The 5811-nt window shown below is 69.9% G+C and carries 3 protein-coding genes; 1 reads left to right on the forward strand and 2 read right to left on the reverse strand.

Annotation, left to right across the window (positions count from 1 at the left end; all coding sequences use genetic code 11):
- The first annotated feature begins 19 nt into the window (after positions 1 to 19).
- The gene (locus OG417_RS34165; RefSeq protein ID WP_329237514.1) at positions 20 to 820 is read left to right on the forward strand and encodes a GNAT family N-acetyltransferase; all 801 of its coding nucleotides are present in this window, start codon (positions 20 to 22) and stop codon (positions 818 to 820) included.
- Here the strand turns inward: OG417_RS34165 and OG417_RS34170 are convergent.
- Together OG417_RS34170 and OG417_RS34175 are read right to left on the reverse strand one after the other, a co-directional pair.
- Entirely contained in the window at positions 765 to 3524 is a 2760-nt protein-coding gene (locus OG417_RS34170) for a helix-turn-helix transcriptional regulator (protein ID WP_329237517.1), read from the reverse strand. The genes OG417_RS34165 and OG417_RS34170 overlap by 56 nt on opposite strands.
- Before the next feature lie 521 nt (positions 3525 to 4045).
- Entirely contained in the window at positions 4046 to 5797 is a 1752-nt protein-coding gene (locus OG417_RS34175; RefSeq protein ID WP_329237521.1) for a fatty acyl-AMP ligase, read from the reverse strand.
- Positions 5798 to 5811 lie beyond the last annotated feature (14 nt).

The following is a 5811-nucleotide window of genomic DNA, read 5'->3' on the forward strand; positions in this document are numbered from 1 at the left end:
CCACAGGAGGAGCATTCCCGTGAACGTCCCGCCCACCATGCTGCCCCCGCCGAACGCGGTGTGGGAGGCGTTGACCGGGCCGCACGCCCACCTCGCCGAGAGGAACGAGCGCGCCGCCCGCTACCAGCGCGACGTGGCACCGTTCGCGGCGCTCGCCTCCGACCACGGTCGGCCGCCCGGGCCCGATGCGCGGGCGTGGGCCGATCTCGCCGAACTGGTCGGACCGGGCGGGACGGCGCCGCTGGCCGGAGTGGCGAACCCGCCGCCCGAGGGATGGAGGATCGTCACCTACGCCTCGGGCGTCCAGTTCGTCGGGACGTCCGTCGAGGGGCGGCCCGATCCCGAGGCCGAACCACTCGGCCTCGACGACCTCCCCGACATGTTGGACCTCATCGCGCGCACGCGGCCGGGGCCGTTTCTGCCGCGCACCATCGAGATGGGGCGTTACCTGGGCATCCGGCGGAACGGCACCTTGGTGGCGATGGCCGGAGAGCGGGTGCGAGTACCCGGCTGGGCCGAGATCAGCGCGGTCTGCACCGACGCGCCCCACCGTGGCGCGGGACTGGCGACCCGGCTCGTTCTGGCGGTCGTGGCCGGCATGCGACACCGCGACGAGCTGCCGTTCCTGCACGTGGTCACCGCCAACGGGCCGGCGATCCGGCTCTATGAGTCGCTGGGCTTCACGCGATCGCGTCGGCTCGACTTCATCGTGGTCACGCCCCCTGGCGCCCAGGCGGTGCCCAATGTCGCCGCGGGCGCGGCCGTCAACCGGACCGGCGTACGCCCTCCGAGGACTCCGACAGATCCTCCCGGCCGTTGACGCCGAGCTTGCGGTAAACACGGGTCAGGTGCTGTTCCACGGTGCTGACGGTGATGAACAGCTCGGCGGAGATCTCCCGGTTGGTCCGGCCGGCGGCGGCGAGCTCGGCCACGCGGCGCTCCGCGGCGCTCAGATCACCCTCCTTGAGCAGCACGTACATCGGGTGCGGCGCCGCCAGCAGCGGGCCGCTGCCCGTACCGCCGGCCAGCAGCCGCTTCTGCAATGGGGCCAGGGCACATTCCTCCGCGAGGCGTTCGGCACGCCGGGCCGCCATCCGCGCCTTGCCCGCCTGCCCGAGGCGGCGATGGGCCTCGCTCAGCTCGCCGAGCGCGTACGCGAGCTGAGCTCGGTCACCGCCGGTCTCGAGAAGGTCCGCCGCCTCCTCCAGGAGTTCGGGACGACGGCGCGGCTCGGCGGTGGCGGCCAGGGCGCGCAGCGCGATCCCCCTCGTACGAGGCCTGTCCACACCGGGCCGGGTGAGCTGCTCGGCCGCCAGCTCCCCGGCCCTGTCCTGCAGTCCCAGCCGCAGGAGCGCCTGCACCGCCTCCAGCCGCCACGGGACGAACGCCGGGAGATCGATGCCCCACTCCTGCAGCAGGCGCCCGCACGCGAAGAGGTCGTCATGGGCCGCGTGCAGCCGCCCCAGTGACAGATTCCGTTGCCCACGGGCGTACAGGTACTGAGCGCCGAAGCGGCTCTCGTACATTGTGTCCGGCAGTGCGGCCCGTACGGCCTCGGGGCCGTCGTCGCAGCCCAGCCCGGTCGCCGCGATCATCCGGCTGGACAACGGCAGCCCGATCGCCACTCCCCAGCTCCGCGCGGGGATGAGCGCCAGCGCCGAGCCTGCGTGGCGCTGCGCCGCCCGCAGGTCACCGAGCCGGATGGACACCTCCGCGCGGGTCGCCGCCAGCAGCGCCTGCCAGCTGGTGGCGCGACGGAGGGACGTCTCGCGCAACATCTCGTCGCACCAGTGCGCGGCCAGGTCGGTCTGGTCGGAATAGACGAGCGCGAGGAGCGCGGACTGGATCGCGCAGAACGTCGCGTCGTCCAGTGGCAGCGACTCCAGGACCCGCTCGGCCGATCGGACCGTTTCATCGGCCGGGCCCTTCCGCAGCACGTTGACCAGCGCGGCCGCTCCCTCGAGCATCGCGGCCCCCGGGACCGTGAGCACCGGGGCGGACCCGGGGGCGTACTCCCCCTCCGCGGCGGGCGCCGGCGGAAACCGCGTCCATCCGCGCACCGCACCGGGCTCCACGGTGACACCCTCATCCCGGTCGTCCGTGACCTGTCCCAGCCGGCGAAACGCCAGCGCGGCCTCGTCGGCGCGGCCCTGCCAGATCAATGCGGGAATCAACGCCGCGGCGAGGTCGCTTCTGAGCTCTCCCTGGTGGAGGCGCCGAACAAGCGGGTCGAGTCGCCGGAAGGCAGCGACCAGATCGTTCCGGAAATCCACGCGCGTACGCAGGATCGTGACCCCGAGCCCGCCGTCCTCGTCGCCGCCGGCGAGTTCGGCGAGATCGAGACAGCTCATGGCGAACTCCAGCTCGTCTCCGCGCAGCGCCTCCCGCGCGGCGTCCTTGAGAACGTCGTGCGCCCAGTCCTCGTCCGGATGCCACGCCGCGACCAGGTGACGGGCGACGCACTCGGGCAGCGCGCCCACGTGATGCAGGATCCGGGCGGTCGCGCGATGCAGTTCCACCCGTTCGGCCATCGGGAAGTCGGCGAGCAGTGCCTCCGGTGCGGACGAATGACGGAAGGCCCCCTCGGCCAGCACGCCGGTCGCCTCCAGCGCCTCCACCATCTGGACGACCGCACCCTCCGGCATGTCCAGCAGGCGGCTCAACCTGGCGGGCGAGGCGTAGGAGCCGAGCGCCGCGAGGCCGCGGGCGGTGTTGAGGAGGTAGCGTCCGCCGCGGCGCACGCATGCGACGACGGCCTTGCCGTACTCTGCACCGACCTTGTCCGAGGTGTCCTCCGGTCCGGGCCGCCCGTCATCGAGGAGGGCCATAAGGAGCAGTGGGTTGCCCCCGGTGAGACGGTGCCAGGGACGGGCGAGGCGCTCGGCGTCACCGGGCGTCATCCGTTCGGCTATCACCTCGGCGACCCCCGCCTCCGAGAGCGTCGCGACCCGCACCGGATGGAACTCGCGCTGGCGGAGCAGGTCCGTGTGCCACAGCCCTTGGAGCCGGTCCACCACAGCGGGGGTCTCCGCTCCCGTCGCCACGATCAGGACACGCGCGTTGTGTACCCGTCCGGCGAAATACTCGAGAGTATGCAGCGAGGCGTCGTCGGCGTAGTGCAGGTCGTCGATCGTGAAGACGATCGGAACGCACTCGGACAGTGCCTGCACGGCCGCCCACAATCGCCGGTTGGAGAGGGAGGACAGCCGTCCCGAGGTGCTGACGGTCGGGTCGCACGGCGCCTCAAGATCGCCCTTCGCCAGCAGCCGTTCGGCCTCCCCGAGGTGCAGACCGTGGAAGAGCTGGCGCAGTACCCCGAGCGGCAGGTTTCGCTCGGGGCAAATGCCGGCCGCGTCCGCCACCAGTGCTCCCGCCGCCTCGGCATGCTCGATGAACCGTCGCAGAAGCGTCGTCTTCCCGACGGCGAGCGGACCCCTGAGTACGGCCGTGGCACCCCGGGATTCAATGCAGCCTTCCAGTAGACGAGAGAGTTCCGCTAACTGGACATCACGTTCCACGAGCACTATGAACCCCCGAGAAATGTCGAATCAGAACTCCATCGCATGGCGATCGAACTCGTTCTTTTACGTCAACCAAAGCGTTCTGTCACATAGGCCGGACATAGGCAAAACCCTTCTTTTCCGACTAGTTTAGTATACATCTTGGATGCGCGTGGCGATTACCCATCTGCGACGGAATTTATCGGTGTATTGGAACAGGGACCTCTCGTCGGCGTCGCTTTGGACCTGGAGGTGAAGGTGGGAGCGCGCCAGCGGTCGATACACAGACTACGGAATATACGGCCGTCAGACCAGCCTAATTTTCGCGTCAAGGACATTGCAGACCGTCCCTCCGGGACAGCCCGGGCAGGTAGCGGCCGGGACGCTCGGCGCCGGTGGTTCCGGATCCGGCCACGCCACGAACTTGGCGCATCCGTTCAGCACGGTTCGGGATCCGCTATCGAGCGCACCGATGGAACCACGCTTCGGGATTAGAGCTTCTGCTGATCAGAAGGGAGTGCGGGCGTCCTGGCCCGCCGGGACGATCAGTCGCGGTCCGACCCTGGTCCCGGCGCACCGAGCGCCGGAGCGGGTAAGGCGAGCTCGCCGGCCTCGTAACGGTTCCGGCAGGCGCGACGCTGAACCTTCCCGCTGGTGGTCTTGGGGATCGCGCCGCGGCGGACGACGACGATGTCGTCGGCCATAAGCCGGTGATTTTCGTGGACCACGTCGTGGACACGTTCGCGCAGTGACCGTTCCCCATACGCTCTGAGCACCCGGCCGTCCGCCTCGACGACGACCACGAGCTGTTCTTGCGTGCCATCGTCCACGGAAAAGGCGGCGGCGCAGTTGGGACGAAGGCCGGGAACGGCCGACTCGGCGGACAGCTCGATGTCCTGCGGATAATAATTGCGACCGTTGCGGATGATGACGTCCTTGACTCTCCCGGTGACGTACAGCTCGCCCTCGTGCAGAAAGCCGAGGTCCCCGGTACGCAGATGAGTCTGGCCGTGGGGTTCGCCGTGAATTCGTGCACGGAAGGTCTGTTCACTGAGCCCAGGGCGGCCCAGGTAGCCCGAGGCAACGCAGGGGCCGTCGATCCAGATCTCCCCGATGCGGCCCGGCGGGCATTCGGCGAGGGTTCGCGGGTCGGCGATGCGAATCCTGGTCGACCGGGCGGGGACACCGCTGCTCACGAGCGGCTTCGCCCCCTCGGCCGCCGCGCCGACGATGTCGGCCCGCCCCTCCCCGAGGGCCTGCTCGGACAGCCTCAACACCTCAGGCGCACGGTCCGGGGGGACGCCCGTAGCCCTGAGTGTGTTCTCGGCGAGTCCGTAGCCTGGACACATGGCCTCCCGCCTGAAGCCGTACGGTGCGAACGTCTCGGCGAACCGCTCGATCGTCCGGAAGCGGACCGGCTCCGCGCCGTTGGCCGCCACCCGCCAGCGGGAGAGGTCACACACGCGGGAGATCCGTCCTTCGGCGGCGGCCCGGACGCACAGGTCATAGGCGAAGCTGGGGGCCGCGGCGTGGGTCCCCCTGAACCGCGAGATCGCTTCCAGCCAGCGTCCCGGTCTGCGGATGAACGCCTCCGGTGGCATGAGGTAGGCGGGAACCCCCGCCCACAGTGGGAACAAGACCCCGAACACCAGTCCCATGTCGTGAAAGAGGGGGAGCCAGGAGACGACCGCCCCGTCCGTCTCGACGGGCCAGACCTCGTCGGTCTCGACCAGGTTGCTCACGAAGTTGGCATGGGTCACCATCACTCCCTTGGGATCCCCCGTTGAGCCCGAGGTGTATTGGAGCAGGGCCGTGTCGCCGGCATGGGGGAGTTCGGAGGGCGTCGGCGCCCCGACCGGCACACCGCCAGGTGCGTCCGTGGCGATCAGCGTGAGCCCGCTCAACAGGTCTCCGAAGCGTTCTTCGAGATCGTCGCGTACCGCGGCCGTGGTCAACACCGTGGTCGCGGCGGCGTCGCGGGCGATCCGCCGCAGTCGCCCGACGCTCTGGCGGCTGCGCGGCACCTGCACGGGAGCCGGCGTCAGCCCGATGTACAGGCAGCCGAACAGGGCACGGACGAAATCAAGTCCCGACGGATAGAGCAGAAGGACGTTCCCCGGCCCCAGGGCGGTGAAGGACGCGGCGGCGGCGCGTGCCGCCTCGTCCAGTTCCGCATAGGTCATCGTGGCCCCGATGCCCTCGCCATCAGGCAGATGGGCATAGGCGACGTCGTCGGGCTGCTTCGCCGAACGCAACCGCAGCGCGTCTATGAGGGTGCGTATCTCGCCTGCACTCAACTGATCCTCCATCG

Origin of the sequence: Actinoallomurus sp. NBC_01490, assembly GCF_036227085.1 — a bacterium.
Taxonomy (GTDB): Bacteria; Actinomycetota; Actinomycetes; order Streptosporangiales; family Streptosporangiaceae; genus Actinoallomurus; species Actinoallomurus oryzae.